A 23879-nucleotide genomic window follows, 5' to 3' on the forward strand; every position below is an offset into this window, starting at 1 on the left:
TTACATAGATGGGGTGAGTTCCTAACGTCTTACAATGAGAGCGCCGATGAAGGCTGCCGTATTCCCGCGTGTCGCTCGGGCGAGAGGATCGCCCGCTGCGACACGAGGACCAACCTTGGAAGAACGGCATTGGGTCGTTCCTGACATTTCTCCAGGAGGGAGTATCTTATGAAGAACCAGAGAACATTCGGCCGTCGCGCCGTTCTTAAATCGGGTGCCGCCGCCGGTGTCGCGGCACTCGCGAGTCCGGCTCTCGTCAGCAAGGCCTTTGCCTCGTCGGGTGAACTGACCCTGATGGATTGGTCGGATTACTGGCCCGAGGACATGCTCGAGAAGTTCACCGCTGAAACCGGTATCAAGGTGAACTATATCGGCATTGGCTCGAACGAAGAGCTTATCAACAAGATGAAAGCCTCGCAGGGGGGCGGCGCGGACCTGATCGGTCCGACCAACAACCGGTCGCTTCAGTGGGGTCCGCTCGACCTGCTTCAGCCGTTCGACATGACCCGTATTCCGATCGAAGCGGCGAACCCGGCGATGGCCAAGATCGGCCCGGATGCCTGGGATTTCGGCGGCAACGGCAACACGTGGATTCCGCATATCTGGGGCACGGAAGGCATGGCGTGGCGTGTCGACAAATGGGCGCCGAAAGATCCCTCTGGCGTGCCGAGCTATGGTGAGATCTGGTCCGAAGAAAACGCGGGCAAGACCATGATCCGCGCCCATTCCGGCATGCTTTGCGCCGGTCTCTACATGGAAGCCGCGGGCGAGTTGGAGCCGGGCTCTGTCTGGGCTGCCTATGGTTCGGAAGAGAAGATGCGCGAGGTCTGGACCCAGATCACCGATTGGTGCATCGCACGCAAACAGGCGCTCAAGCTCATCTGGAACGACGCCGACACCCAGAAGAACGGCCTTCTCAACGATGGCGTTCTCGTTGGTCAGACCTGGGATGGTCCGCCGCTCGCGCTCAAGACGGCGGGCGAGCCGGTTACCTATCAGGCCCCGGCCGAAGGGGCGATGGCATGGGTCGATGGTCTTTCGATGCCGAAGGGCGCACAGAACATTGATGCGGCCTATGAGCTTATCAAGTTCGCCTTTGACCCGGCAAACGCAGGCCCGGCGATCGACAAACATGGCTACAACTCGCCGATTCTCGGCGCGGACAAGCTTGCCGGAGATACATACGCGAAGAACTTCGCCGAGGCCTATCCGGGCGATGCGCTGGCCAACCTCAACGCATGGCCGGCAGAAGCGCCTTGGTACGCGGATGTCCGGACGGAATTCGTGAACCAGTTCCAGAGCGCCTGACGCACAGCACTTCATCGCCCGGCCACACCAAGACGTGGCCGGGCGTTTTCTTGACGGGCCACCCAAACGAGCCCGCGATACGAAAAACAAACGACGGGGAACGGTACATGAGCTCTGGTGTTGCAGTTGATCTGGAGAACATCACGATCAGGTTCGGCGACTTCACGGCGGTGAAGGATGCGAATGTGAATATCAACGGCGGGGATTTCTTCTCGTTCCTTGGCCCGTCTGGATGCGGCAAGACCACGATCCTGCGCGCGGTCTCGGGCTTTCTCGAGCCGAGTGAGGGACGGGTTCTCATCGGGGGCAACGATATGGCCGGGATCGGCCCGAACAAACGCCCCACTGCGCTGATCTTTCAGAACCTTGCGCTGTTCCCACTGATGACCGTCTGGGAGAACATCTCGTTCTCGATGGAAGTCGCCGGGGCGAGCGCCAAGGAGAGACGCCGCCGGGCGGATGAGCTTCTCGACATGATTGCCTTGCCGGGGCAGGGCGACAAGCTGCCGAGCGAACTTTCGGGCGGTCAGAAACAACGGGTCGCGATTGCGCGGGCGCTCTGTGCCAATCCGGACGTTCTCTTGCTTGACGAGCCGCTTTCGGCGCTCGATCTCAAGCTGCGCCAGCATATGCGCACCGAGCTGCGCGAGATTCAGCAGCGCGTGGGTATCACCTTTATCTACATCACCCACGACCAGGGCGAGGCCCTGACCATGTCCGACAACGTGGCGGTGATGAAATCCGGGGTGATCGATCAGATCGCCTCGGGTCATGAGATTTACGACCATCCCGCAACGCCTTTCGTGGCGTCTTTCGTGGGCGAAAACAACGTCTTCCGGGGCCGGATCAAATCCATCGAAGGCGGCGAGGCGATCATCAGCACCAATCGCTCTGGCGACCTTGTGGCGCGGATCACGCCTGCGGAGATCGGCAAGCTATCAGTCGGGGATGAGGCGATGATGTTCGTGCGCCCCGAAGCCTTCGAGGTCGCGCCAGAACAGGGCGGCACCGGTAAGAACCTCGTGTCTGCCAAGGCGGTCAATGAAGAGTTTGAGGGCAATTCCTTTAGTGTCTTCCTCGAGGGAGATGGCGGCAAGCTTATCAAGATGTCGGTGCCCAATCTGGGGCAAGATCGTATCTCGACACGCGGCCATGACCTCACCTTGCGCTATGAGCCGTCCAACGCGGTCGTGATGCGTGCGGGCGAGTTGGCATCGGAGTAAGGGCAATGAAACGCAATTTGCCTTTCTCCGAGTTCTTCCGGAACAACGGCCCCGTCATGGGCAGTATCCTGATCGGGCTGGTGGCGTTCTGGCTCATCTTCCTGATCCTGCTGCCGCAGCTCTCGATGCTCGATTATTCCTTCCGGTTCAACCTGCCGCCTGCGGACGTGGGCGGGCCGAAGGACGTCTACACGCTGAGCAACTACGAATACCTGATCTACGGGTCGGATGAGAGCAAGCAGAGCTTCAACACGGTTGACCTCAAGGTCTTCGTGCGCACGATCCTCGCCGCGATGGTGGTGACGGTCTTCAATATCGTTCTGTGCTATCCGCTGGCCTATTTTCTTGGGCAGGCAAAGGGGGCTGGTGTGGCGCGGCTTTTCGTGGTGCTGCTCATCATTCCGTACTGGATCAATGAAATCCTGCGAGCCTTCGCCTTGCGGATCATCTTTGGCGAGACAGGGCTACTCAACGAGGCCTTGATGTTCCTGCATCTTGCGAGCGAGCCGATTGATTTCATCCGTCAGGATGTCGCGCTCTATGCGGGTCTCGGCTATGCCTATATCCTCCTGATGCTTTTCCCGATGTATAACGTCATCGAGAGCCTTGATCGCAACCAGATCGAGGCCGCGCGGGACATGGGGGCGAGTTGGGTTCATATTCACCGCCGCATTGTCATTCCCCATGCAAAGCCGGGCATCGCCTCGGGCTCGACCATGGTCTTCATGCTCTCTGCCGGGGCGCTTGCCGCGCCGCAAATCCTTGGCGGGCCAAGCAGCCTCTGGTTCACGCAGCTTGTCTATCAGTGGTTCAATGACTCGCTCAATTGGCAGCAGGGCGCAGCCTATGCCATCGTGCTTCTCGTTTCGACCATCGCCATCGTTCTGACCTTTATGCGGGTCTTCAAGGTGAACATGGGGGATATCGGGAAATGAGTTCTGCGACCCTGATCCGTATCGCCCTTGGCGCCTATCTTCTGATCTTCTTCAGCTACCTGCTCGGGCCGCTCGTGGTGATGAGCCTGACGGCGTTCAACTCATCGGCCTTCCCGTCGGTGTCGCCCTGGGCCTGTTTCACATTCGAATGGTTCGGTGTCCTGTTTGAAGACAAACATATCCGCGACGGGCTTTTCTACAGCGTTCTGATCGGGATCGGGACGGTGCTCCTCTCGGTCTCCATGGGGCTTGCGGCATCTATCGTGCTCACGCAGGTCTGGCCGCGTTTCCGGTCGACCTATTACACGATGATCATTGCGCCGATCCTCATTCCCGGTGTGGTGCTTGGTATCTCGACGCTGGTGTTCTGGGACCGGGTTGGGCGGTTCTTTGGTGCTGAGGATGGGTCGTTCTTCTACGAGTTGTTCCACAACGGGATCTTCCTCACGATCCTTGGTCAGTCATCCTTTATTGCCTCCTATGCGATGCTTGTTTTCGTGGCGCGGCTTCAGCGGTTTGATCCGGGCCTGACGGAAGCGGCGCTCGACCTTGGGGCGACACACACACAGGCGTTTCGCAAGATCCTCTTGCCGTTCATGCGCCCGGCGATTGCCTCGGCCTCGGTGCTGGCGTTTCTGGCTTCTTTTGAGAACTACAACACGACGACGTTTACCATCATCGACTACAAGACGCTGACCACGGTGCTGGCTCAGAAGGTGCGCCTTGGTATCAACCCGTCGATTTCGTCGCTGGCCTTTATCATCATCACGCTCACGGTTTTTGCCGCGCTTATCTTTGAGGCGGTGCAACGCAACAAGAGCCGCAAGGACGCAATGCGCCAGGGGCGGCTTAAGCCGGGTAGAGGGGTGTTGCCGGGTTTCCTGCGTGGCAATCCGGCGGCGATCATCCTTGTCCTTCTGTCCTTCTTCGTGATCGCGATGGTCGGCACGGCGCAATCCTATAGCCCGGAACAGTGCAAGATCCGGGTCAAGGAAGCGCGCCAGATCGAGATTCAGAAACGCATCGAAGCGCTTCAGAAGGCCCGTGCGGAAGAACGCGCCAAGGCCGCTGAGGAGGCCGAGGACGCAGTCCCGGCAGCTCCGTCGCCGTCCAATAGTGGCGCCTTTGGCAATGTCTTTGCGCCGGGGAACCTCTCGGGAGAGGAAGAGAGCGAGGCGGTGCCTGAACCTGCACCGCAGGGCGGTAGTGGGGCCTTCGGCAACGTCTTTGCCCCGAATAACCTCTCCGAAGACACACCGGACGAGCCGGAAGCGCCTCAGGGGGGCACAGGAGCGTTCGGCAACGTTTTTGCGCCGGATAATCTTTCGGGAAGTGAGTGACGAAAGGAACAGGCCGCGCGGTTTCGGGCGGCCTGAATTCCCTTAGAGCGCGGTCTCAAAAAGCGCCGTGAGGTTGGCCTTGGTCAACTCAATCGGATTGCCGCCGCAGGACGGATCGACAAGCGCGCCTTCGACGAGGGCTGGAATGCTCTCTGCTGTCACACCAAGGTCGGAGAGGCGGCGAGGAATGCCGAGGCTATCGTTGAGGTCTTGCACGAAGGCGCGGAACCCGTCAAAGCCGCCCGCGATCCCGAGATAGGCCGAGGCTTGTTGGAAGCGATCTGCGATGGCCGGTGCGTTGAAGTCGAGCACGGCAGGCATGCAGACGGCATTGGTCGTGCCGTGATGCGTGTTGAAATGCGCGCCGATAGGGTGGCTCATGGCGTGAATGGCACCGAGGCCCTTCTGAAACGCCGTCGCGCCCATCATGGCGGCGCTCATCATCTGGGCGCGTGCCTCGAGGTCGGTGCCATCGGCATAGGCGCGGGGCAGGTAGTCTTTTACAAGACGCATGCCTTCGAGCGCGATGCCCTGGCTCATCGGGTGGTAGTGCGGCGAGCTATAGGCCTCGACGCAATGGGCAAAGGCATCAAGCCCGGTGCCCGCGGTGATGAAGCGGGGCATGCCGACAGTCAGTTCCGGGTCGCAGATCACGATGCTCGGCAGGACCTTGGGGTGAAAGATGATCTTCTTGGCGTGAGTTTCGGAATTGGTAATCACGCTCGCGCGGACCACTTCCGAGCCGGTCCCGGCGGTGGTCGGCACGGCGATGATCGGGGCGATGGTCTCGGCGTTGGCGCGGGTCCACCAATCGCCGATATCCTCGAAATCCCAGACGGGGCGCGTCTGGCCCGCCATGAAGGCGACCATCTTGCCAAGGTCGAGGCCAGAGCCACCGCCAAAAGCGATCACGCCGTCATGCCCGCCTGCGTGGTAGGCTTCGACACCGGCGGCGAGGTTCTTTTCGTTCGGGTTTGGATCGACATCAGCAAAGAGGCCACGGCCAAGACCCGCGGTCTCGAGGATGTCGAGCGCCTGAGTGGTGATCGGCAGGTCGGCAAGGCCCCGGTCCGTGACGAGGAGCGGACGGGTCATGCCGGTCGCCGCGCAGGCCTCGGCAAGCTCCGCGATCCGGCCCGCGCCGAATTTGATCGTGGTCGGGTAGGACCAGCTTCCGTTAAGCGTCATGGTTGGTCTTTCGTTTTCGAGGTCAGGCCAGTTCAAAGCCGCGCGCGATCTCGTAGTCGGTCACGACGCGGTTGAACTCTTCGATTTCCCATTCGGCGGCGCGTGCATAGTGGGTCACTACATCTTCGCCAAGAGCGTCGCGCAACAGATCAGAGGCCAGAAGTGCCTCGCGCGCGTCGCGTAGCGTTTCAGGGATGTAGCGGCCTTCACCAGCATAGGCGTCGCCAGAGAAGGCGGGTTCAAGCACGAGCCCGTCTTCGATCCCCTTGAGACCGGCGGCAAGCATGGCGCTCATCGCGAGGTAAGGGTTGATGTCAGAACCGCCAATCCGGCACTCGATGCGCACCGCCTTGGTGCCGTCACCGCAAAGGCGGAAGCCCGCAGTGCGGTTGTCGATCGACCAGATGATCCGCGTCGGCGCAAAGCTGCCCTTCTGAAAGCGCTTGTAGCTATTGATGTAGGGGGCGAGGAAATAGGTATAGTCGGCGGCGTATTTCAGAAGACCCGCGACATAGGATTTCATGAGGCTCGACATACCGAGCGCATCGTCCGGATCATAGAAGAGCGGCGCGCCGTCCTTCCAGAGCGATTGATGCACGTGGCTCGAGGAGCCGACCTTGTCCTTGTGCCATTTCGACAGGAAGCTGACGGCGTGGCCCTGTTGCCAGGCGATTTCCTTGGTCGCGTGTTTGGCGATGGTGTGAAAATCGGCAGTGTCGAGGGCTGGGGCGTATTTGATGTTGAGCTCTTCCTGCCCGGTCTCGGCCTCTCCCTTGCTATTCTCTATGGGAAGCCCTGCGTTCCAGAGATGATTGCGCAGCGGGCGCATGACATGCTCTTCGCGGCTTGTCTGCAGGATATGGTAGTCCTCGTTATAGCCCGAGAGCGTCGCAAGATCGCGGAAGCCGGATTTGCGGATCTCGTCAAAGCTCTTCTCGAAGAGGAAGAACTCCAGCTCGCTTGCCATCATCGGGGTCAGGCCCATCGCCTCGGCGCGGGCGATCTGTTTCTTGAGCATGGCGCGCGGGGAATGGGAGATCTCCTCGTGGGTGTGGTGATCAAGGATATCGCAGAGCACCATCACCGTCCCTTCTAGCCATGGCAGGGGGCGCAGCGTGTCGAGGTCGGGCTTCATCACGTAGTCGCCATAGCCCTTCTCCCAAGAGGTCGAGGCAAAGCCCTCGGGCGTCGACATCATCAAGTCGGTCGCCAATAGGTAGTTGCAGCAATGGGTCTCTTCCCAGGCGCTTTCAACGAAGTGCCCGGCATGAAAGCGCTTGCCCATGAGGCGGCCCTGCATATCGACAAAACAGACAAGAACAGTGTCGATCTCGCCTCCGGCGACCTGTGATTTTAGGTCGTCGAACGTAAGAGGTCCGGGCATGGGGTTTCCTTTCTTCAGAGGGGCTGGAGCCGCGCGGTCGCGCGTTGCTCTTCCCAGTGTCAGAGAAATCTTCCATGCAGTCGGCGAGACTGTCAATCGCTGTAGAGGCATGGCGCCGCGCCAGACGTGGCGCGGCCCATCAGACAGGCGGGTGCTTAGAAAACCTCGATCAAACCGGCAGCGCCCTGCCCACCACCGACGCACATCGATACCACGCCCCAGCGCGCCTTACGGCGTCGGCCTTCGAGAAGGATATGCCCGGCCATTCGCGCGCCAGACATGCCGTAGGGGTGGCCGATCGAGATCGCACCGCCATTGACGTTGAGTTTGTCCGGGTCAATGCCGAGCGTGTCGCGGCAAGGCAGAAGCTGGGCCGCGAAGGCTTCGTTGATTTCCCAGAGGTCGATCTCCTCTGCCTTGAGGCCTGCCCGCTCTAGCAGGCGCGGTATGGCGACGATCGGGCCGATGCCCATCTCCTCCGGTGCGACGCCGGCCACGGCAAAGCCGCGCAGGGCGCCCAAGGGGGTCAATCCGCGCTTCTCGGCTTCGCGGGCCTCCATGACGACAAGCGCCGCCGCGCCGTCCGAAAGCTGGCTTGCATTGCCTGCGGTGACCGTCTTTTCTTCGCCCAGGACCGGTTTCAGGCTGGCAAGGCCGATTTCCGTGGTGCCGGGGCGGCCGCATTCGTCGGCGTGGATCGTCACGGTCTGTTCACGAGTTTCGCCGGTGGCCTTGTCGGTGACGAGTTTCACTGCTTCGACCGGGATGATCTCGTCGGCAAAGAGGCCCGCATCCTGCGCGCGGGCGGTGCGGATTTGGCTTTCGAGGGCATAGGCGTCCTGCGCTTCGCGGCTGACGCCATAGCGCTCGGCGACGACTTCGGCCGTTTCAAGCATCGAAAGGTAATAGCCGTCGCGCACGGACGGGTCACGATAGCGGTGTCCGTTCCAGTGGTTTTCCTGCACGAGGGAGATGCTCTCCAAACCGCCAGCCAGCGCGACGTCCGCGCCATCCTTGACCATATGGCCCGCAATGGCGAGCGCGTTGAGGCCAGAGGCGCATTGGCGGTCGATGGTCTGACCCGCGACGCTATCGGGAAGGCTTGCCGCCAGTGCGATATGGCGCGCGACGTTGACCCCCGTCGAGCCTTGGGTCAGGGCGGCGCCGAAAACCGCGTCCTCGATCTCGCCACCTTCGAGCCCCGCGCGGGAGACGGCGGCACGCACAGCATGGGCCGCGAGGCTCGGGCCTTCGAGATTGTTGAAAGCGCCGCGATAGGCTTTGCCGATGGGGGTGCGGGCGGTGGATACGATGACGGGTTCGCGCATGTCTTGTCTCCGGTTCAAATGTCTTCGACGCCGCACCAGTCGGCGATGAACAAGGCCGTGGCCTTGGTCACGCGGCGCATACTTTCGAGATCGACCCGTTCGTTGAAGCCGTGGATCGCCTCGGCGGTCGGGCCATAGACGAGGGCGGGTGTGTCGGCGTAGAGGCCGAAGAACCGGGCGTCGGTGGTTGCGGTGATCGCGGCCCGGTCGAGCGCGCCGCCGGTGACCGTGCCATGTGCACTATCAAGCGCGCCAATCGCATCGGCGGCAGAGCGGCTCTTGTCGTCGGAGAGGGCGTACCCCTCGGCGTGAAAGCCGTGATAGACGATTTCGGGGAGTGAGTTGCGCAGGAAAGCGTTTTCGCGCGCGGCTTCCATCAGGACGGCCTCGATCTCTTTCTTGGCATCCTCGATGCTTTGGCCCGGGAAAATCCCCATACGCACGTCAAAGACGCACCATGCAGGCACGGAGCTTGTCCAGTCGCCGCCCTGAATCTTGCCGATGTTGAGGTTGAGCGCGTGGTCCATGTGCGCGTAGTCACCGTGGCGGTGTTCGACGCCATTCCAGCGGGCCTCCATCTCGTGCAGGGCCGAGATGAGCGGGATCGCGGCCTCGATCGCGTTGGCGCCCTGTCCGGCATAGGCGACGTGGGTCGGCAGGCCCTTGAGATGGACCTGAAACCAGATCACACCAAGCTGGGCAGTCACGAGCTGTTCGGCGAAGGGTTCGGGGATCAGGGCGGCGTCGGCCTTGTAGCCGCGCGCAAGACAAGCCAGCGCGCCGTTGCCGGTGCATTCCTCTTCGACCACGGATTGATAGAACACGTCCGCCGCCGGGGCGAGGTTCAACCGGCGCAGCGCGTCGAGCGCGTAGAGGTTGGAGACAAGCCCGGCCTTCATATCGCCCGCGCCACGGCCATACATCCAGCCTTCCGCGACGCGCGGCTCGTAAGGTGGGCTATCCCACATGTCGAGCGGGCCTTCCGGCACGACGTCGATATGGCCGTTGAGGATCAGCGAGCGGCCGGTGTTGGTCTTGGAGCGATGGCTGCCGACGACGTTCACCGCGTCCTCGTAGGGGCCGAGCACGGGTGAGAAGCCCGGAAGGTGGCGGATGTCTTCCACGTCAATCTGCCAGCGGTCGACCTCGTAGCCTCGGTCAGTCAGGGCGGACGCCATGAAGTCTTGCGCGCTCTGTTCGTTGCCGCGCGTGGACGGATGGGCGGTCAGGGCGGCGAGAAAATCCACCTGTTCGTCGAAATAGGCATCCACCGCGTCAAGGATGCGGGGTGTCAGCTCGGTCGTCATGTCAGTCAGCCTCAGAAAGTTGGAATGTCGCCCTTTGGAAGGGAGAGGGGGGCGCCTGTAGCCTCGGTGATCTCGGCAAGGCTTGTGCCTTCGGCCAGTTCAACAAGGGCAAAGCCGGTGTCGGTCACGTCGATGACCCCCATGTCGGTAAAGATCCGTGAGACACAGGCACGGGCCGTCACAGGCAGGCTACACGTGTCCTTTAGTTTGGGGTTGCCTGCGCGGTCTGTGTGGGTGGTCAACACGATCACCCGACGGGCCTTTTGCGCCAGCTCAATGCCGCCGCCTGCACCCGGAGAGAACTTGCCGGGGATTTTCCAGTTGGCAAGATCGCCTGTCTGCGCAACCTCGAAGGCCCCGAGCATGGTCAGGTCGAGCCGCCCCGACCGCACCAGAGCAAAGGACACGGCGCTGTCAAAGAAGGAACTGCCGGGGATGGTCGAGACATAGGCCCCGCCCGCGTCGATCAAGTTGCGGTCGGCGGTCTCATACGCATGGGTCGGGCCGATCCCCGCAAGGCCGTTCTCAGTATGTAAGCACACCGGGAAATCCGGTCCAAGGTGATCCACGACTTTGGTCGGCAGGCCGATCCCAAGGTTCACGACCATGCCGGGGGCGATCTCGCGGGCCGCGCGGGCGACCATTTTGCTCCTAGCGTTGGACAACGGCGTATTCCTCGCTGAGTTCTGTGAGCCCTACGAGGTCATCCACGAAGGGGCCGGGCGTGTGTACGTCATCGGCATGAAGCGCCCCAAGCGGCACGACGCGTTCGACTTCGGCGATGACACGCGTCGCGGCCATGGCCATGAGCGGGTTGAAATTGCGCGCGGTGGCGGCAAAGGACAGGTTCCCGAACGGATCGGCGCGATCTGCATGGACAAGCGCCACATCGGCACGCAGGGCGCTTTCGACGACATAGGCCTTGCCGTCTATCTCCATGCGTTCCTTGCCGTCGGCAAGCTCGGTATCAATGCCGATGTCGGTCAGGATGCCACCAAGCCCTGCGCCACCTGCGCGGATGCGCTCGGCGAGGATGCCTTGGGCGTTGAACTCCACTTCAATCTCGCCCGCGTTCATCATTGCGATGGCGCGCGGGTTGAGGCCGATATGTGTCGTCACAAGGCGTGCAACCTGTCCCGAAACCAGAAGGTGATCGACCCCCATGTCGGTCTCGTTGGCGTCGTTCTTGATGATCGTGAGATCGCGCGGACCCTGCCGGACAAGCTCGCGGATGAGCGTGAACGGTGTGCCAGGGACGCCGAAACCACCGATCATAACGGTGGCACCGTCACCGATGTGGGCGATCGCCTCTTCTAGGGCCCCGACCTTATCAGGAAGCCTCATGCCGCGCTCTCCACGTCAAGACCGGCCTCGCGCGCAAAGGCGTCGAGGGAGTCGGTGAGGATCGCCATCATCTCGTCGATCTGTGCCTCGGTGATGATGAGCGGCGGCGCGACGAGGAAGTGATCCCCGGCGGTGCCGCCACGTGTGCGGCGCGAATACGTGATGAGGCCGCGCTCATAGGCGAGCTCGACAAGCCGGGAGTGGGCGTTGAGGGCGGTCGGTAGCGGATCCATTGTGTCGCGGTCGGAGACGAATTCGAACGCCGTCAAAAGCCCCTTGCCGCGCACATGACCGATAAACGGATAGCGATCCATCAGCCCATGCAGGCGTGACAGAAGCACGTCGCCCATATCGGCCGCATTTGCGACGAGGTTCTGTTCCTCGAGTTCCTCGAGCACCGCGAGGCCCGCAGAACAGGCCAGCGGGTTGCCCGCATAGGTGAAGCCATGCAGGAAGCCGCCTGCGTCGAGGATCGGCTCGACAATGCGCGCGCCGGCCACGGTCGCGCCAAGCGGGGCATAGCCCGCGCCGAACCCCTTGGAGAGGGCGACGATATCGGGGGTGATGCCCCAATGCTCGGCGGCGATGAATTTGCCGGTACGGCCCGCACCGGTCATGACCTCATCATAGATCAGCAGGATCCCGAACTCGTCACAGATTTCGCGGATGCGTCCATAGTAGCTATCCGGAGCGACAAGCGCGCCGGTCGAAGCCCCGCCCACCGGCTCCATGAGGAAGGCGAGAACGGTTTCCGGGCCTTGGGCGATAATTTCATCACGCAGCATCTCGGCATATTTCAGGCCGCGCTCTTCCTCGCTGAGGTTGTCGCGGTCGAGATAGGTCACAGGGGCGGCCACCTTGGGCATCCCGCGCATCATCGGATCGAATGGGCGCGCCAGCGGGTCGTAGCCCGTCAGGTCAAGCGCGCCGAGCGTACAGCCGTGATAGGAGGGAAAACGCGAGATGACCTTCCAGCGGCTTTCTTGGCCCTGCACGATGGCATATTGCCGGGCGAGCTTGATCGCGCTCTCGACGGCCTCGGAGCCGCCGGAGACAAAGAACACGCGATCTAACCCCGCGGGCATCATCGCGGCGGTTTTGGCAGCAAGGTTCTCGGACGGTTCGGTCCGAAAATGCAGACGGTAGCCAAAGGTCGCCTTGTCCATTTGCGCCTTCATTTTGGCAAGGACGTTGGGGTTGGAATGGCCGATATTGGACACCATCGCCCCGGACGTGCCGTCGATATACCGTTTTCCGGTGGTGTCGTAGAGGTAGATGCCCTCACCCCGATCGAGAAACGGACGGGGGGTGCGGGACTGGTAAAACAGGTGGGAGGGCGTGGTCGTCACTTTGAGCCTTCGAGGTGTTTGCGGAGAAATTCTTTGGTGCGGTCCTTGTCGGGGTTCTTGAAGACTTTGCTAGGCGGGCCTTCTTCGACAACGACACCTTGATCCATGAACAACACGCGGTCGCAAACCGAGGCCGCGAAGTCCATTTCATGGGTCACGATGATCATGGTCATGTGCTCTTCAGCGAGCTTCTTCATCACCAGGTTGACCTCTTCGACAAGCTCGGGATCGAGCGCCGAGGTGGCCTCGTCAAAGAGCATGAGCTTGGGCTGCATCGCTAGGGCGCGGGCAATGGCGACGCGCTGTTTCTGACCGCCCGAGAGCTGTGAGGGATAATAGTCGATCCGCTCGAGCATGCCGACGTGGGCGAGCTGTTCCTCGGCGAGCTTATCCGCTTCTTTGCCGGAAATGCCCTTGAGGAGCTTCGGCGCCATGGTGACGTTGTCGCGCACGCTTAGGTGCGGGAACAAATTGAAGTGCTGGAACACCATGCCGATCTGCTGGCGCATCTCGTTGATGTGCTTTTCATACTGGCGATGGGGCAGGCTCTTGTTGACCTGCACACCGTCGAGGATGATCTCGCCGCCGGTCAGGGGATCAAGGTCGTTGATCGCGCGCAGCAGGGTGGACTTACCAGACCCGGAGGGACCGATGATGGCGACGATCTCGCCGCGCTCCACCGTGAGGCTGATGTCTTTGAGCACTTCCAGAGAGCCATAGGACTTCTGGGCGTGGCGGATTTCGACGAAAGGCGTTTTCTCAGTCATGTCAGATCCTCTTTGGGTCAGCGCGAGAGCTGGGTGCGGCGTTCGATCCGACGGATCACCGCTTCCATCCCAAGGTTGATGATGTAGTAGAGCACGGCGGCGGCGGCGTAGAATTCAAACGGGCGATAGGTCCGCCCGATGGCGAGCTGAGCCGAGAGCGTGAGTTCCGTGACCCCGATCACCGAGACCAGCGCTGAGTCTTTCAGGAGCGCGATCATCATGTTGCCAATGGGCGGGATCACATCGCGCACGGCTTGTGGGATCACAACCTTGATGAGCGCCTGCCTGCGCGACAGGCCAAGGGTACGCGCGGCTTCCATCTGGCCCTTGTCGACGGCGATGATCGCGGTCTGGATCAGTTCGGAGTTGTAGACCGCGAAGTGCAGACCCAAGCCGATCACCCCGGCCACGAAGGCAGGAAGGTCGATCCCGATCTGCACCAGCCCGAAGTAAATCAGGAACAGTTGCAACAGGAGCGGTGTGCCCATGAAGAGCCAGGCGACAAAGCGGAACGGCAGGCGAATGACGAGCGGCGCGTAAAGCGCGATCACCGCAAACAGGATGCCGCCGAAGAAGCTCAGGAGACCGGCCGCGACAGTGATCGCGATGGTCCACAATACGCCAAGCAGGAGAGCGTCGGCGTATGAGGGGACGACTGTGAAATCAAGACCCATGGGACGCACCTTTCGATTGGAGGAACGGGGGGAGGAGTGTCGCGCAGATCATGGCAGACGCACCCGGCGATCAATGAAAGTAACGAGTTTGCCGACCGCGGTGATGATAATGAGGTAAAGAATACCGGCGATCAGGAACATCTCGAAGGGCTTGTAGGTTGACCCGATATAGCGCTGGGCAGTGTAGGTCAGTTCCACAACGGAGATTGCCGCGACAAGGGCTGTGCCCTTGATCTGGGCGTTGATGTTGACCCCGAGGGGACGGACCATCAGGCGCATCGCCTGCGGCAGTGTCACCTTTCGGAAGGTCTCAAACCGCGACAGGCCAAGCGTGCGGGAGGCTTCGATCTGGCCCTTGTCGATCGAGATGATCGCGCCGCGCATGGTTTCGGTCATGTAAGCGCCGATATTGACGCCAAGACCGATCACGCCCGCCTCAAAGGCGTCGAGCTGAATCCCGACTTGCGGGCCGCCGAAATACAGCAGGAAGAGCTGGATCAGGGCCGGTGTGCCGCGAAAGAAGCTCACATAGGCCGCTGCGATGAAGCGGAACAGCGCAAAGCGCGACAATCGTCCCGCAGCGCCGAGTATACCGCAGGCCAGACCCAGCAGGATGGTCAGGACCGATAGTTGTATGGTGACCCAAGCGGCCTCTAGAAAATACGGGTACACCCGCAACATCAGGTCAATATCCATCTATCCGCCTTCCTAGTGGTGGTCGGTACGTTCAAGGATCGGCAAGGCGCGGATTTCGCGCACCAGTGCCGTGGTTTCTTCGATCGCGGCCTTGAGAAAGGCTTCGCCGTTTTCTGCGGTGGCCACAGTCGGATCGCCCATCGTGCCTTCTGGCGACACCGAGGACCACCAGCGCATGAGCATGGCTTTGCCGCCGCCCTTGGCGAGATCGAGGTTGAAGAAATTGGTCTTCGGGTCGTGCAGGTTCTGGTTCGTAGCCTTGTCGAGATCGACATGTTCGGGATGCAAGTGCATATACATCGCCGCCTCGAATTCGCCCGCATGGGCAATGCCGCCCACCTCCGAGGCGCGCACCTCGTTGATACGGTCGGCGCAGAGGTTCCAATACGAGGCGGAGACACAGATGATACCGGTCTCGATCACCGTCTTGCGTGCGGAAAGGTCGAGGATCGGGTGGTTGGACCCGTGCGAGTTCAATAGAAGAATTCGGCGGAAACCATGATGCGCGAGCGATTTGGTCACGTCGGTCACGAAGGCGATCAGCGTCTCGGGCTGAATCCAGATCACGCCGGGGAAATCCTTGTGGTGTTCGTTGAAACCATAGGCAATCGGGGGCATCACAAAGACTTCATCGGGCGCAGCCTCGGCGACGCCATTGGCAACCGCCATACCGAGCACCGTATCAGTGTCGAGCGGCATGTGCGGGCCGTGGTCTTCGGTTGCGGAGACGTTCAGGATCACAACGCGGTCCTTGTCCGCATCGCGCACGTCTTCCCAGGTCAGTTTGCCATAGTCGGTTGTCATGGAGAGTCTTTCGGGGGTCTTGAGTGTCGGGGTCGCCGTTCTGTGATGGCGACCCCGGGGGATAGGTTTAGCGGATGTCCGCACCAATCCATTTTTCAGCAATCATGGTATAGGTGCCGTCTTCCATCATGGAGTCGAGCGCCGCTTGCATGGCCGCCGCAAGTTCCGGGTTGCCTTCGCGGATTGCGATGCCGGCACCGAAAGCATCGGTCTCGAGATCTTCGATCATCGCGAATTCTTGGCCCTTTTCGGTCATCGCGAGGATCGCCGCGATGGAGTCGTTGACGATCACGTCGACACGACCATTCTCAAGCTCGAGAAGCAGTTCCGGCAGACCCTTGTAGGTCTTCACGGTGTAGCCCTGTTCTTTGGCCCATTCCTCGTGGGTTTCACCGAGGGTCACACCGACCTTGACGTCGCCAAGCTGGCTCACCGAGGTAATGCCGGAATCCGGCTTGGTGAAGATGGCGCGTTTGGTGGTGTAGTAGGGACCAACGAAATCGACGACCTCATCACGCTCTGCGGTGATGGTCATCGAGCCGACGATGGCGTCATATTTGTTGGCCAGAAGGCCGCCGATGATACCGTCCCATGCGGTGGTGACGATCTCGGTCTCAAGGCCCATGCGCTTGATGATTTCCGCACCGATGGCCGGGTCGAAACCGACAACTTCGTTCTGGTCATTGACGAAGTTGAACGGAGGGTAGGCGCCGGACATGGCAATACGCACCACACCCTTTTCCTTGAGCGTTTCAAGTTCGTCCGCGGCGACGGGGGCGGCGGTCATGAGGCCTGCGAGGGCGAGTCCACCGGCAGCGACGGCGGCTTTCATGAAAGTTCTGCGCTTTGTCATTTCTGTCTCCTGTTGGGTCTAAAGGCAGCGTTGAACGGGCCGGAGCCCAGTTGCGAGATGGCGGTTTTGCCCGCCTTATTGAAAAAGCTTGCATGGGCGAAACCATTGCGCAAATAAATAATGGCAATTCTCAAAATTGAGGAAATCTATGATAAAGCCCTATGAGCAGCGCTTTCCCTGGCAGTTGGACTGGAATCTTCTACGGACCTTCATGGTGGTGATTGAACAGCGTGGCATCTCGCGCGCGGCGGATTTCCTTGGCCTGAAACAACCCACGATTTCTTCTGCGTTGAAGCGGCTCGAGGACACGGTGGGCCAAAGGCTCATCATCAGAAAACCCAATGAGTTCAGGGTGACACGCGCCGGGCAAGTGCTTTACTCCGAGTGCTCCTCGATCTTTGGAACGATCTCGCAATTGCCGTCTTTGATGGAGATCGGGGGGGCCGAATTGCGCGGGCATTTGTCGGTCGCCATCGCAAGTCACGTGATCTCGCCGCATTTCGATGAAGTGCTGCATGATTTTGCCGCCGCGCACCCCAAGGTATCGTTCTCTTTTACTGTGGCTGAAAGCGAAGAGATCGTTGCCAGAGTGGCGCAGAACCGGATCAGCTATGGCATTTGCCTCCTGCACAAGATCCCCGCCGGTCTTAAGGCGTCGGTGCTTTACCGCGAATACTTCGGTCTGTTTTGTGGCCCGCACAATCCGCTCTTTGACAAAGAAGAGATCGCGCTTTCGGATCTCGAAGGACAGGCGTCTGTTTCTTTCCAGACAGAGACGGAGGGCCGCCCGCTCGAACCGGTGGCGCATTTGAGGGCGCGGGCAAAGATTGCGAGCGGCTGGCGCGGAGTGTCGGCGGATCTGCATGAACTGCGGCGCATGATCCTCGCGGATGTGGGTATCGGCGCCTTGCCGCTTCATGTTGCGCAACGCGACGTGGAGATCGGCCGACTGCGGCAGCTCCCCCCCTACGAGGATTTGCCGCGGGTGAATATCTATCTCCTGACCAATCCGACGCGCCGGTTCTCGGATGCTGAATCGGCTTTCCTGTCGGCCTGTGATGAGGCAATGGCCCGCGTGGATGCGGAAGAACGGACGTATTGGTAGAACGTGCCCCACGTTTTTCCGTGGTCAATTAAGTTTCCTTGGAAGAATATGGTGGCGACGCTGTCATCCCGCCGCCCGAAAGGCGCCACCCCGACCGGAGAAGATCGTTTTGCCCAAAGGACGAAAGACCCTGCAACAGAACCCGCACGCCCTGCGGGAGGTGCGCGAAAAGAACCTCGAGGTGGCAATCGGTCGACAGGTGCGCGAGCTGCGCAAGCGGCAACGGATGACAGGTTCTGATCTCGCAACGCAGGCGGGGCTTTCGGTGGGGATGCTGTCGAAGATCGAGAACGGCGTGATTTCTCCCTCGCTCAATACGCTTTCGACATTGGCGGATGCGCTCAAAGTCCCTGTGGTGCAGCTCTTTTCCGGCTATGAGGAAGAGCGCGGCTGTATGCATGTCAAAGCTGGCGAAGGTGTCGAGACCGAGCGCGAGGGTACGCGGGCGGGACACCAATATAGCCTCTTGGGCCATATTGGCGCGAATAACTCGGGCGTCGTGGTCGAGCCTTATCTCATCACCCTGACAAGCGAGAGTGACCGCTTTCCCACCTTTCAGCACGAGGGCATGGAGATGCTCTATTTCCTCGAAGGGCGGGTGCGCTATCGCCATGGCGACAAGATCTTCATCCTTGAGCCGGGTGATACGCTTCTGTTCGACGCGGATGCGCCGCATGGGCCGGAGGTGATCCTCGATCTGCCGGTGCGATTCTTGTCGATCATCACCTATCCCCAGCAGCTCTGATTTCTTTCACCGCTCAAAAATCAAGCACACGAGACCTATGCGCCAGAAAACTGCTCATGATTTGGGCGGGCGCTGATCTGCGCTCAAATATTTCCCCAAAAGAGAGATAGTTTCTTGAGGGGAAAATTCATTTCCCGCTAGGACAGTCCCACGGCGCTTTGCCGCGGACAACCGAATGGAGGACCCCATGTGTGGTATTGTTGGCCTGTTCCTGAAGCGGGATGAATTGCGCCCGCAACTGGGCGACATGCTGACCGATATGCTCATCACGATGACGGATCGTGGCCCGGATAGCGCCGGGATCGCGATCTATGGTGAGGAGACAGCGGGCAGCATCAAGATTACCGTGCAATCGGATACGCCCGAGACGGCGTTTGACGCGCTCGACACCGCGCTCTCTGCCGAGATCGACGCGCCGGTCGCGATCAAGACGCTCGACACCCACGCCGTGCTGACGGTGCCAGACGCATCAGAGGCAGCGGCCATCACCGCTCTCGAGGGGATGGGGCTTCGGATCATGGGTTCGGGCGCCTCTATGGAAATCTACAAGGAAGTCGGTCTGCCCAAGGATGTCGCAGCGCGGTTCGGCCTGCGCGAGATGGGCGGCAGCCACGGTATTGGCCACACCCGTATGGCGACAGAATCCGCCGTGACCACGATGGGCGCGCACCCGTTCTCAACAGCCGATGATCAATGCCTCGTGCACAATGGCTCGCTTTCGAACCACAACCAGATGCGCCGGACGCTTGCCAAGAAAGGTGTCTTTACTCGCTCGGAGAACGATACCGAAGTGGGCGCGGCCTATATCTCGTCGCGCATTGCCGAGGGCGCGAGCCTTGGCGAGGCGCTGGAAGGTACGATCGACGATCTCGACGGATTCTTCACCTTCGTCACCGGGACCAAGAACGGCTTTGGCGTCGTGCGTGACCCCATCGCCTGCAAACCCGCTGTCATGGCCGAGACAGACGACTACGTCGCTTTCGCCAGCGAATACCGCGCCTTTGCCGACTTGCCGGGGATCGAGGCCGCGAAGGTTTGGGAGCCTGAACCCGCAACTGTTTACTTCTGGGAGCGCTGAGACATGAGCACCATTCTCGACATGGCCGAAACGGATCTGCGCGCGGTCAACACGACTCTGCAAGCAGCGGCCAAGGACAAGGCCAATGCGGCCTACACCCTCACCAATCCGCGCGGCAGCCACGCCGTGGCCTGCGGCCTCGACGGCCCGCTATCTGTCACCGTGAAGGGATCGACCGGCTATTATTGCGCCGGGATGAACAAAGACGCCACGGTAACCGTCGAAGGCTCGGCCGGGCCGGGCGTGGCCGAGAATATGATGTCCGGGGTTGTCACCATCGAGGGCGACGCCTCGCAATATGCAGGTGCGACGGGGCACGGCGGGCTTCTCAATATCAAGGGCAATGCGTCGTCGCGCTGCGGCATCTCCATGAAGGGGATCGACATCGTGGTGCATGGCAACATCGGCCACATGTCCGCCTTCATGGCGCAGAAGGGCAATCTTGTCGTGCTTGGCGACGCAGGCGATGCGCTTGGGGATTCCCTTTACGAAGCGCGGCTTTTCGTGCGCGGCAGCGTCAAATCCCTTGGTGCAGATTGCATCGAAAAAGAGATGCGCCCGGAGCATATCGCGCTTCTGTCAGAGTTGCTTGAGAAGGCAGGCGCCGACGCCAAGCCGGAAGAGTTCAAACGCTATGGCTCGGCCCGCAAGCTCTACAATTTCAACATTGATCACGCAGACGCATACTGAGGAGCGCGACATGGACAAGACACCCCAAACCGAACCGCGCCAAAGCTGGACGTTTTCCAACGATGTGAACTCGGAAATTCGTCGCGCCGCTGCGACGGGTATCTACGACATTCGCGGCGGTGGCGCGAAACGCCGCGTACCGCATTTTGACGATCTTCTGTTTCTCGGCGCCTCGATGAGCCGCTACCCGCTCGAAGGGTATCGCGAGAAATGCGAGACGGCGGTGACGCTTGGCACGCGCTTTGCCAAGAAACCGATTGAATTGAAGATTCCGATCACCATCGCGGGCATGTCCTTTGGCTCTCTCTCTGGTCCGGCCAAGGAAGCGCTTGGTCGCGGCGCGACCATGGCGGGCACTTCGACGACGACTGGCGATGGCGGCATGACCGAGGAAGAGCGCGGCCATTCCGAAAAGCTCGTCTATCAATATCTGCCGAGCCGCTATGGCATGAACCCCGATGACCTGCGTCGCGCCGATGCGATTGAGGTCGTGGTGGGCCAGGGGGCCAAGCCCGGCGGGGGCGGTATGTTGCTTGGCCAAAAGATCACCGAGCGCGTCGCGGGGATGCGCGATCTGCCCGAAGGGATCGACCAACGTTCTGCCTGTCGGCACCCGGACTGGACCGGGCCGGATGACCTCGAGATCAAGCTCCTCGAGCTGCGAGAGATCACCAACTGGGAAAAGCCGATCTACGTGAAGATTGGCGGCGCACGCCCCTACTACGATACCGCGCTGGCGGTGAAAGCGGGGGCGGACGTGGTCGTCCTTGACGGGATGCAAGGCGGCACGGCTGCGACACAGGATGTCTTTATCGAACATGTCGGCCAGCCGACGCTTGCCTGTATCCGGCCTGCCGTGCAGGCGTTGCAGGATCTCGGCATGCACCGCGAGGTTCAGCTTGTGGTGTCCGGCGGAATTCGCACCGGCGCCGATGTCGCGAAGGCACTTGCCCTTGGGGCGGATGCGGTCTCGATCGGGACGGCGGCGCTCGTCGCTCTTGGCGATAATGATCCCAAGTGGGAAGCAGAATACCAAAAGCTCGGCTCTACGACCGGCGCCTATGATGATTGGCACGAAGGCCGCGACCCGGCGGGGATCACGACACAAGACCCCGATCTTATGGCGCGGCTCGACCCGGAGATCGCGGGTCGCAAGCTGCGCAACTACCTCAACGTGCTGACGCTCGAATGCCAGACCCTCGCGCGGGCCTGTGGCCATAACCACGTCCACAACCTTGAGCCCGAAGACCTTTGCGCGCTGACCATGGAAGCGGCCGCGATGGCACAAGTGCCGCTGGCTGGAACCAACTGGTACCCGGGCAAGGCGGGTTTCTGAACAATGAATGAACCGGAGAGCGGTCAAGGCCGCTCTTCGCATTTCACAGGGAAAGGGAATAGAAGATGAGCAAACTTGCAGCCTTCGCCGAGAAAACCGGCGTGAAATACTTCATGGTCTCCTACACGGACCTTTTCGGCGGACAACGGGCCAAGCTCGTCCCCGCGCAGGCGATTGCCGACATGGAAGAGGACGGCGCGGGCTTTGCCGGCTTTGCGACATGGTTCGACATGACCCCGGCGCATCCCGATATGCTCGCCGTGCCAGACCCAGACGCCGCCATCCAGCTTCCGTGGAAGCCCGAGGTCGCATGGGTGCCCGCCGATTGTGTGATGGAAGGCGAGGCCGTCGGACAAGCGCCGCGTCAGGTCTTGAAGAAGCTCGTGAAGGAGGCCGCCGAGGCGGGGCTTCGCGTCAAGACGGGGATCGAGGCGGAGTTCTTCCTGCTGACCCCGGAAGGCGATCAGATCTCCGATCCTTATGATACGGCAGAGAAGCCTTGCTACGATCAACAGGCGGTGATGCGCCGCTATGATGTCGTTGCCGAGATTTGCGACTACATGCTCGACCTCGGATGGGGCCCGTATCAGAACGATCACGAAGACGCCAACGGCCAGTTCGAGATGAACTGGGAATTCGACGATGCGCTTGTGACGGCAGACCGCCATTCCTTCTTCAAATTCATGGTGAAATCCGTGGCCGAGAAACATGGCTTCCGCGCGACCTTTATGCCCAAGCCCGTCGAGGGTCTGACAGGCAACGGCTGTCACGCGCATATCTCGGTCTGGGATACGAGCGGCAAGACCAATGCTTTTGCAGGCGATGCGGGCGGGCAGATCGGTGAGGTCGGCCTTTCAGAGCAGGGCGGCTTTTTCCTTGGTGGGATCATGAAACATGCCGAGGCGCTGGCGGCGATCACCAACCCGACCGTCAACTCCTACAAGCGGATCAACGCGCCACGCACCATGTCGGGGGCGACTTGGGCGCCCAATACCGTGACATGGACGGGCAACAACCGCACCCATATGGTCCGCGTGCCGGGGCCGGCGCGGTTTGAACTGCGCCTGCCCGATGGGGCGGTGAACCCCTATCTGCTGCAGGCCGTCATCATCGCGGCGGGGCTTTCGGGGATCCGAAGCAAGGCTGATCCGGGGCCGCGCTATGATATCGATATGTATGCCGAGGGGCATACCGTGACGGACGCCCCGAGACTCCCGCTCAACATGCTTGATGCGATCCGTGCTTATGACGCGGATGAGGCGCTTAAGGCGATGCTTGGCGAAGGGTTTTCGGCCTCCTACGTGAAGATGAAGCACCAGGAATGGAATTCCTTCGTGTCGCATTTCTCGAATTGGGAAAAGCAGCACACGCTCGATATCTGAGGCTCAGGCCATTCTTGAAGCGGCGGGTCCGGACGTGTTTGGGCCCGCTTTTTTGCGCCAGCGTGAGGGCGTTTCGCCAAAAGCGGCCTGAAAACAGGTCGAGAAGTGCGCCTGGCTCGAAAAACCGGTCATCTCAGCGATATCGCCAAGCGGCAGATGCGTTGTCGACAAGAGGTCTTTGCCTGTCTCAAGGCGGATTTGACGGTATTCTTGCATGATCGAGGTGCCGAGGCTGTCGCGAAACTGGCGCTGAAGCTGCCGCGTCGAGAGGCCTGCAAGGCGTGCGATCTGATCCTGATCGAGCGGATCGGCGATATGGGTCTGCATCAACTCGATGGCCGCAGTGACCGCACGGGGCAGGGCGTCATAGCGCGGCGACAGGGGGGCGGTTTGGGGCGCGTCGGCGGCGCGAATTTCCGTCTGGATGAACCAATCCGAAATCCTTTGTGCAAAGGGCGTCCCATGGTCGCGCGCGATCAATGCGTGCATCATGTCGAGCGGCGCAGAGCCCCCGGCGCAGGTATAGCGATCCCGGTCGATGACGAAGAGCCGTCGTTCTAGGAGCCAGGTGCCGGGCAAGGTCTCGAAATCCGCGTAGTGATGCCAATGGACTGTAAAGCGCCGCTCCCCCAAGAGACCCGCCTTGGCAAGGATCACCGAGCCGCCCGAAATCCCGCCAAGCGCGATCCCCGCATGCCCCGCGCGGCGCAACCACGCCATGAGCGCGGGGTGGTTGAGCCGTTTCGGATCGCCGCCCGCCACCACGAAGATCAGGTCGAAATCAAGCGGTACAGAGTCGAAGGGTCGGGTCTCGAAGGGCGATCCGAGCGAGGATGTCGCGACATGTCCCGCAAGCGAAAGAAGCGTCACCTCATAGCGCGGCTGTTTCGAGAACTGGTTCGCAGCCCGCAACGGCTCTAGCGCCGCCGCCGTCGAAAGAAGGGCGAATCCGTCCACAAGAACAAAGGCGAGGCGTCGGATTGGCATGGTGTCAAAAATTGTCCCAAAAAAGAAACCAAAAGTCCTGTGAATATAAGTATAGC

Annotated in this window: 23 protein-coding genes; 10 read left to right on the plus strand and 13 right to left on the minus strand. The window is 60.9% G+C overall.

Annotated elements, in window-relative coordinates; all coding sequences use genetic code 11:
• Nucleotides 1-168: 168 nt before the first annotated feature.
• The 4 genes from MK745_RS15290 (at nucleotide 169) to MK745_RS15305 (ending at nucleotide 4806) form a co-directional block, all read left to right on the plus strand.
• Nucleotides 169-1308: an extracellular solute-binding protein gene (locus tag MK745_RS15290; RefSeq protein WP_243614124.1), complete on the plus strand. Its 1140-nt coding sequence runs from the start codon at nucleotides 169-171 to the stop codon at nucleotides 1306-1308.
• A 107-nt stretch (nucleotides 1309-1415) separates the two neighbouring features.
• A complete protein-coding gene (locus MK745_RS15295) occupies nucleotides 1416-2531 on the plus strand; it encodes an ABC transporter ATP-binding protein (RefSeq protein WP_243614125.1) in 1116 nt (371 codons plus the stop codon).
• A 5-nt stretch (nucleotides 2532-2536) separates the two neighbouring features.
• Nucleotides 2537-3466 carry an ABC transporter permease gene (locus MK745_RS15300; protein ID WP_243614126.1) on the plus strand — a complete coding sequence of 310 codons (930 nt, stop codon included), beginning with the start codon at nucleotides 2537-2539 and terminating at the stop codon, nucleotides 3464-3466.
• Nucleotides 3463-4806, plus strand: coding sequence for an ABC transporter permease (locus MK745_RS15305; protein ID WP_243614127.1), 1344 nt, complete (start codon nucleotides 3463-3465; stop codon nucleotides 4804-4806). Before MK745_RS15300 ends, MK745_RS15305 begins: the two co-directional genes overlap by 4 nt.
• A gap of 42 nt (nucleotides 4807-4848) precedes the next feature.
• On the opposite strand, the gene MK745_RS15310 is transcribed toward MK745_RS15305, so the two are convergent.
• The 12 genes from MK745_RS15310 to MK745_RS15365 form a co-directional block, all read right to left on the minus strand.
• Nucleotides 4849-5994, minus strand: a complete 1146-nt coding sequence (locus MK745_RS15310; RefSeq protein WP_243614128.1) for an iron-containing alcohol dehydrogenase — start codon at nucleotides 5992-5994, stop codon at nucleotides 4849-4851.
• Nucleotides 5995-6016: 22 nt separating this feature from the next.
• Nucleotides 6017-7378 (minus strand): glutamine synthetase family protein, encoded by a 1362-nt coding sequence (locus MK745_RS15315; protein ID WP_243614129.1) that lies wholly within the window; start codon nucleotides 7376-7378, stop codon nucleotides 6017-6019.
• Between the two features lie 155 nt (nucleotides 7379-7533).
• Nucleotides 7534-8706 (minus strand): thiolase family protein, encoded by a 1173-nt coding sequence (locus MK745_RS15320; RefSeq protein WP_243614130.1) that lies wholly within the window; start codon nucleotides 8704-8706, stop codon nucleotides 7534-7536.
• A gap of 14 nt (nucleotides 8707-8720) precedes the next feature.
• The gene (locus MK745_RS15325) at nucleotides 8721-10013 is read right to left on the minus strand and encodes an ArgE/DapE family deacylase (protein WP_243614131.1); all 1293 of its coding nucleotides are present in this window, start codon (nucleotides 10011-10013) and stop codon (nucleotides 8721-8723) included.
• An 11-nt stretch (nucleotides 10014-10024) separates the two neighbouring features.
• Nucleotides 10025-10678 carry a 3-oxoacid CoA-transferase subunit B gene (locus MK745_RS15330; RefSeq protein WP_243614132.1) on the minus strand — a complete coding sequence of 218 codons (654 nt, stop codon included), beginning with the start codon at nucleotides 10676-10678 and terminating at the stop codon, nucleotides 10025-10027.
• Nucleotides 10665-11357, minus strand: coding sequence for a CoA transferase subunit A (locus tag MK745_RS15335; RefSeq protein WP_243614133.1), 693 nt, complete (start codon nucleotides 11355-11357; stop codon nucleotides 10665-10667). The genes MK745_RS15330 and MK745_RS15335 overlap by 14 nt, the downstream gene beginning before the upstream one ends.
• Entirely contained in the window at nucleotides 11354-12706 is a 1353-nt protein-coding gene (locus MK745_RS15340; protein ID WP_243614134.1) for an aspartate aminotransferase family protein, read from the minus strand. Before MK745_RS15340 ends, MK745_RS15335 begins: the two co-directional genes overlap by 4 nt.
• A complete protein-coding gene (locus MK745_RS15345; protein ID WP_243614135.1) occupies nucleotides 12703-13473 on the minus strand; it encodes an amino acid ABC transporter ATP-binding protein in 771 nt (256 codons plus the stop codon). The genes MK745_RS15340 and MK745_RS15345 overlap by 4 nt, the downstream gene beginning before the upstream one ends.
• 17 nt (nucleotides 13474-13490) lie before the next feature.
• Entirely contained in the window at nucleotides 13491-14147 is a 657-nt protein-coding gene (locus tag MK745_RS15350) for an amino acid ABC transporter permease (RefSeq protein ID WP_243614136.1), read from the minus strand.
• A 48-nt stretch (nucleotides 14148-14195) separates the two neighbouring features.
• Nucleotides 14196-14843, minus strand: coding sequence for an amino acid ABC transporter permease (locus MK745_RS15355; RefSeq protein ID WP_243614137.1), 648 nt, complete (start codon nucleotides 14841-14843; stop codon nucleotides 14196-14198).
• Nucleotides 14844-14855: 12 nt separating this feature from the next.
• Entirely contained in the window at nucleotides 14856-15647 is a 792-nt protein-coding gene (locus MK745_RS15360) for a creatininase family protein (protein WP_243614138.1), read from the minus strand.
• A gap of 67 nt (nucleotides 15648-15714) precedes the next feature.
• Nucleotides 15715-16500, minus strand: coding sequence for a transporter substrate-binding domain-containing protein (locus MK745_RS15365; RefSeq protein ID WP_243614139.1), 786 nt, complete (start codon nucleotides 16498-16500; stop codon nucleotides 15715-15717).
• A gap of 148 nt (nucleotides 16501-16648) precedes the next feature.
• Between MK745_RS15365 and MK745_RS15370 the strand changes: the two genes are divergently transcribed.
• The 6 genes from MK745_RS15370 to glnT all read left to right on the plus strand — a co-directional run bounded on the left by MK745_RS15370 (nucleotide 16649) and on the right by glnT (nucleotide 22836).
• The gene (locus tag MK745_RS15370; RefSeq protein ID WP_243614140.1) at nucleotides 16649-17605 is read left to right on the plus strand and encodes a LysR family transcriptional regulator; all 957 of its coding nucleotides are present in this window, start codon (nucleotides 16649-16651) and stop codon (nucleotides 17603-17605) included.
• Between the two features lie 109 nt (nucleotides 17606-17714).
• Complete coding sequence (locus MK745_RS15375) at nucleotides 17715-18350, plus strand: helix-turn-helix domain-containing protein (protein WP_243614141.1); 636 nt, start codon at nucleotides 17715-17717, stop codon at nucleotides 18348-18350.
• A 187-nt stretch (nucleotides 18351-18537) separates the two neighbouring features.
• The gene (locus tag MK745_RS15380) at nucleotides 18538-19428 is read left to right on the plus strand and encodes a class II glutamine amidotransferase (protein WP_243614142.1); all 891 of its coding nucleotides are present in this window, start codon (nucleotides 18538-18540) and stop codon (nucleotides 19426-19428) included.
• 3 nt (nucleotides 19429-19431) lie between these two features.
• Entirely contained in the window at nucleotides 19432-20118 is a 687-nt protein-coding gene (locus MK745_RS15385) for a GXGXG domain-containing protein (protein WP_243614143.1), read from the plus strand.
• Nucleotides 20119-20128: 10 nt separating this feature from the next.
• Nucleotides 20129-21454 (plus strand): FMN-binding glutamate synthase family protein, encoded by a 1326-nt coding sequence (locus MK745_RS15390; protein WP_243614144.1) that lies wholly within the window; start codon nucleotides 20129-20131, stop codon nucleotides 21452-21454.
• 65 nt (nucleotides 21455-21519) lie between these two features.
• Nucleotides 21520-22836, plus strand: coding sequence for a type III glutamate--ammonia ligase (glnT, locus tag MK745_RS15395; protein WP_243614145.1), 1317 nt, complete (start codon nucleotides 21520-21522; stop codon nucleotides 22834-22836).
• Between the two features lie 3 nt (nucleotides 22837-22839).
• Here the strand turns inward: glnT and MK745_RS15400 are convergent, their stop codons facing one another.
• On the minus strand, nucleotides 22840-23823 hold the full coding sequence (locus MK745_RS15400; protein WP_243614146.1) for a GlxA family transcriptional regulator: 984 nt from the start codon (nucleotides 23821-23823) through the stop codon (nucleotides 22840-22842).
• Between the last annotated feature and the right edge of the window lie 56 nt (nucleotides 23824-23879).

Source organism: Shimia aestuarii, from assembly GCF_022814865.1.
Lineage (GTDB): Bacteria > Pseudomonadota > Alphaproteobacteria > Rhodobacterales > Rhodobacteraceae > Shimia > Shimia aestuarii_A.

What these genes read in the sequence shown, in the direction of transcription:
- MK745_RS15290 (WP_243614124.1), top strand. Translation starts at nt 169, where the DNA reads ATGAAGAACCAGAGAACATTCGGCCGTCGCGCCGTTCTTAAATCGGGT.
- MK745_RS15295 (WP_243614125.1), top strand. Translation starts at nt 1,416, where the DNA reads ATGAGCTCTGGTGTTGCAGTTGATCTGGAGAACATCACGATCAGGTTC.
- MK745_RS15300 (WP_243614126.1), top strand. Translation starts at nt 2,537, where the DNA reads ATGAAACGCAATTTGCCTTTCTCCGAGTTCTTCCGGAACAACGGCCCC.
- MK745_RS15305 (WP_243614127.1), top strand. Translation starts at nt 3,463, where the DNA reads ATGAGTTCTGCGACCCTGATCCGTATCGCCCTTGGCGCCTATCTTCTG.
- MK745_RS15310 (WP_243614128.1), bottom strand. Translation starts at nt 5,994, where the DNA reads ATGACGCTTAACGGAAGCTGGTCCTACCCGACCACGATCAAATTCGGC.
- MK745_RS15315 (WP_243614129.1), bottom strand. Translation starts at nt 7,378, where the DNA reads ATGCCCGGACCTCTTACGTTCGACGACCTAAAATCACAGGTCGCCGGA.
- MK745_RS15320 (WP_243614130.1), bottom strand. Translation starts at nt 8,706, where the DNA reads ATGCGCGAACCCGTCATCGTATCCACCGCCCGCACCCCCATCGGCAAA.
- MK745_RS15325 (WP_243614131.1), bottom strand. Translation starts at nt 10,013, where the DNA reads ATGACGACCGAGCTGACACCCCGCATCCTTGACGCGGTGGATGCCTAT.
- MK745_RS15335 (WP_243614133.1), bottom strand. Translation starts at nt 11,357, where the DNA reads ATGAGGCTTCCTGATAAGGTCGGGGCCCTAGAAGAGGCGATCGCCCAC.
- MK745_RS15345 (WP_243614135.1), bottom strand. Translation starts at nt 13,473, where the DNA reads ATGACTGAGAAAACGCCTTTCGTCGAAATCCGCCACGCCCAGAAGTCC.
- MK745_RS15350 (WP_243614136.1), bottom strand. Translation starts at nt 14,147, where the DNA reads ATGGGTCTTGATTTCACAGTCGTCCCCTCATACGCCGACGCTCTCCTG.
- MK745_RS15355 (WP_243614137.1), bottom strand. Translation starts at nt 14,843, where the DNA reads ATGGATATTGACCTGATGTTGCGGGTGTACCCGTATTTTCTAGAGGCC.
- MK745_RS15360 (WP_243614138.1), bottom strand. Translation starts at nt 15,647, where the DNA reads ATGACAACCGACTATGGCAAACTGACCTGGGAAGACGTGCGCGATGCG.
- MK745_RS15365 (WP_243614139.1), bottom strand. Translation starts at nt 16,500, where the DNA reads ATGACAAAGCGCAGAACTTTCATGAAAGCCGCCGTCGCTGCCGGTGGA.
- MK745_RS15370 (WP_243614140.1), top strand. Translation starts at nt 16,649, where the DNA reads ATGATAAAGCCCTATGAGCAGCGCTTTCCCTGGCAGTTGGACTGGAAT.
- MK745_RS15380 (WP_243614142.1), top strand. Translation starts at nt 18,538, where the DNA reads ATGTGTGGTATTGTTGGCCTGTTCCTGAAGCGGGATGAATTGCGCCCG.
- MK745_RS15385 (WP_243614143.1), top strand. Translation starts at nt 19,432, where the DNA reads ATGAGCACCATTCTCGACATGGCCGAAACGGATCTGCGCGCGGTCAAC.
- MK745_RS15390 (WP_243614144.1), top strand. Translation starts at nt 20,129, where the DNA reads ATGGACAAGACACCCCAAACCGAACCGCGCCAAAGCTGGACGTTTTCC.
- glnT (WP_243614145.1), top strand. Translation starts at nt 21,520, where the DNA reads ATGAGCAAACTTGCAGCCTTCGCCGAGAAAACCGGCGTGAAATACTTC.
- MK745_RS15400 (WP_243614146.1), bottom strand. Translation starts at nt 23,823, where the DNA reads ATGCCAATCCGACGCCTCGCCTTTGTTCTTGTGGACGGATTCGCCCTT.